General features: G+C 70.4%; 5 protein-coding genes. 4 read left to right on the forward strand and 1 reads right to left on the reverse strand.

Features of this window, described 5'->3' with window-relative positions; translation table 11 throughout:
* The 4 genes from VJ693_RS05175 to VJ693_RS05190 all read left to right on the forward strand — a co-directional run.
* The coding region (locus tag VJ693_RS05175) for a YciI family protein (protein WP_324152425.1) at nucleotides 1–189 on the forward strand (189 nt) is incomplete at its 5' end.
* Nucleotides 190–298: 109 nt separating this feature from the next.
* Nucleotides 299–712: a YciI family protein gene (locus VJ693_RS05180; RefSeq protein ID WP_324152426.1), complete on the forward strand. Its 414-nt coding sequence runs from the start codon at nucleotides 299–301 to the stop codon at nucleotides 710–712.
* A gap of 38 nt (nucleotides 713–750) precedes the next feature.
* A complete protein-coding gene (locus VJ693_RS05185) occupies nucleotides 751–1,167 on the forward strand; it encodes a VOC family protein (RefSeq protein ID WP_324152427.1) in 417 nt (138 codons plus the stop codon).
* Complete coding sequence (locus VJ693_RS05190; RefSeq protein ID WP_324152428.1) at nucleotides 1,164–2,444, forward strand: RNA polymerase sigma factor; 1,281 nt, start codon at nucleotides 1,164–1,166, stop codon at nucleotides 2,442–2,444. Before VJ693_RS05185 ends, VJ693_RS05190 begins: the two co-directional genes overlap by 4 nt.
* A 69-nt stretch (nucleotides 2,445–2,513) precedes the next feature.
* Here VJ693_RS05190 and VJ693_RS05195 read toward each other — a convergent pair.
* Nucleotides 2,514–3,002 (reverse strand): hypothetical protein (locus VJ693_RS05195; RefSeq protein ID WP_324152430.1); only part of this gene is annotated, 489 nt, incomplete at its 5' end.

Consider the following 3,002-nt stretch of genomic DNA (forward strand, 5'->3'; position numbering starts at 1 on the left):
CGCGGCGGCAAGCGCCAGCTTCTGGACGGCCCTTACGCCGAGGCCAAGGAGATGATCGGCGGCTTCTTCCTGATCGACTGCGCCGGGCCGGAAGAAGCCCTGGCCATCGCCGAGCGCTGCCCGGCCGCCGAATGGGCCACCGTCGAGGTGCGGCCGGCGGCGCCCTGTTACGACGAATCGAACGCGTAGCGGCCGCAACACCGCGCGGCGTCAGGCCCCGTCGCTTGCGTCGGATGTCGAAAAGCGCTGGCCCACTTCGTCGTGCTGGTACGGACCCACCACCACAGGAGCAACGACGATGCGATTCATGATCATGGTGCGCGCCAACGCGATGAGCGAGTCCGGCGCCATGCCCGATGAAGGCCTGATGGCCGCGATGGCCAGCTACCACGAGCAGCTGGCCCAGGCCGGTGTGCTGCTCGATGCCAACGGCCTGAAGCCCAGCGCCGAGGGCTGGCGCGTGCGCTACCGCGGCGGCCGGCCGACGGTGGTCGACGGCCCCTTCGCCGAGTCCAAGGAGCTGATCGCCGGCTACACGCTGATCCAGGCCCGCTCGCGCGAGGAGGCGATGGAATGGGCGCGGCGCTTCCCGGCCCCCTTCGGGCCCGAGGTGGACGCCGAAATCGAAGTGCGGCCGCTGTTCGAGCTGGACGACTTCACGCCCAACGACGCGTTGCAGCGCTTCAAGGACATGGAGGCCGCGCGCCGTTGACCCGCGGCCACGGCCCAGCACCCACCGTCGGAGGAACCATGAGCACCCCCACCCAGATCTTCGTCAACCTGCCGGTCAAGAACATCGAGCGCAGTCGCGCCTTCTTCTCGGCCCTCGGCTACTCGTTCAACCCGCAGTTCAGCAATGACAGCGCGCTGAGCATGATCGTGTCCGACACCATCTATGTGATGCTGCTGGCCGAGCCCTTCTTCCAGACCTTCACCGCCAAGCCGATCGCGGATGCGTCAGAGTCGACCGAGGTGCTGGTCTGCCTGTCGTGCGCGAGCCGGTCCGAGGTCGACGCGCTCGTCGCGAAGGCGCTCGCCGCCGGCGGCACCGCGCCGCGCGCGCCGCAGGACCACGGCTTCATGTATGGCCACGGCTTCGAGGATCCGGATGGCCACATCTGGGAGCTGGTCTACATGGAACCCGGCGCCGTCCCGCCTGCGGCATGACGACTGCGCCCCAAGCGGCCACCCACCGTGCGATCGACGCGGTCTGGCGCATCGAGCAGGCGCGCATCGTGGCTGGCGTCGCGCGCCTGGTGCGCGACATCGGCCTGGCCGAGGAACTGGCGCAGGACGCGCTCGTTGCCGCACTCGAGCACTGGCCGGCCGAAGGCGTGCCGGCCAACCCGGGGGCCTGGCTGATGACCGCCGCCAAGCACCGCGCGCTGGATCGGCTGCGGCGCGACAAGAACCTTGCCGGCAAGCTCGAGCAGATCGGGCTGGACCTGGAGGCGCGCGAGGCACTCGTCGTGCCCGATTTCGTCGATGCACTCGATGCCGCAAGGCAGGACGACATCGGCGACGACCTGCTGCGCCTGGTCTTCACGGCCTGCCACCCGCTGCTGTCGCCCGAGGCCCGCGTCGCACTGACGCTGAAGCTGCTGGGCGGCCTCTCCACCGCCGAGATCGCACGCGCCTACCTGGTGCCAGAGCCGACGATCGCCCAGCGCATCGTGCGCGCCAAGCGCACGCTGGCCGAAGCCAAGGTGCCGTTCGAGGTGCCGCGCGGCGACGCGCTCGCGACGCGCCTGGCTTCGGTGCTGGAGGTCGTCTACCTCGTGTTCAACGAGGGCTACACCGCGACCGCGGGCGACGACTGGATGCGCCCCGCGCTGTGCGACGAGGCGCTGCGGCTGGCGCGCATCGTCGCCGAGCTGGCGCCCGACGAACCGGAGGTCCACGGCCTGGCCGCGCTGCTGGAGCTGCAAGCCTCGCGCACCGCGGCGCGCACCGACGAGCAGGGTCGCCCGGTGCTGCTGGCCGACCAAAACCGCGCACGCTGGGACCACCTGCTGATCCGCCGGGGGCTCGCCGCACTTGCCCGCGCCGACGCGCTGAGCGAGCGACAAGGCCGCCCGCTCGGCCCTTATGCCCTGCAGGCGGCGATCGCCGCCTGCCACGCCCGCGCGCCCACCGCCGCCGCGACCGACTGGCCCGGCATCGCTGCGCTGTACGACGCGCTGGCGCAGGTCTCGCCGTCACCCGTGGTCGAGCTCAACCGCGCGGTCGCGGTGGCCATGGCCTTCGGCCCGGCGGCGGGGCTGGCGATCGTCGACACGCTGGTCCACGAGCCGGCGCTGAAGGCCTACCACTGGCTGCCCGCGGTGCGTGGCGACCTGCTGGCCAAGCTGGGGCGACACGAGGAGGCGCGCGGGGAGTTCCTGCGCGCTGCCGGAATGGCCAGGAACGAGCGCGAACGCGCGCTGCTCCTGGCTCGGGCATGAAAAAAGCCAGCGGCGCCGAATGCGCCGCTGGCTGTATGGCTTCACCCGGCGCGGCCGCCGGGCGCGAGTTCACTCGGTGATCGTGATCACCGGGTTGTCCAGCAACGCATTCAGGTCGTCGCCGTAGTAGTTGTAGTAGTAGCTTGCGTTGCCAGCGTAGTCATAGACGTACAGCGAGGTCGGCAGATAGTTGCCAATGTTGTTCCACTCGCTGACATGGCCGCCCATCGTGAGAAGCAGGTCGCTCTTGCCGCGCGTCGTGACTTCGCCCTGCACGTAGAAGCAATCCCAGTACCCACCATCAAGGCAGAACTCCATCGTTGCGCTACGCAGGCCCGCGGCGCCGGTGTCCGCCAGCCTGAGCTGCACGCCCACTCGTGCCGGCGCGCCCGGCAGCATGCCGAGCGGCGGCGTCGAACGCGAGACGGTCGGCGTCAGGTTGACTCCGCCGGTCTGCGCCGTCGGTGACGTGAAATCGCCCGCCGCGCCGCTCACCGTGAAGGTCGTGCGCCCCCCCATGCCCGCCAGCGTCGCCTCGTCGTAGTAGGTGCCATAGCC

Source organism: Ideonella sp. (assembly GCF_035254525.1).
Classification (GTDB): Bacteria; Pseudomonadota; Gammaproteobacteria; order Burkholderiales; family Burkholderiaceae_C; genus Ideonella.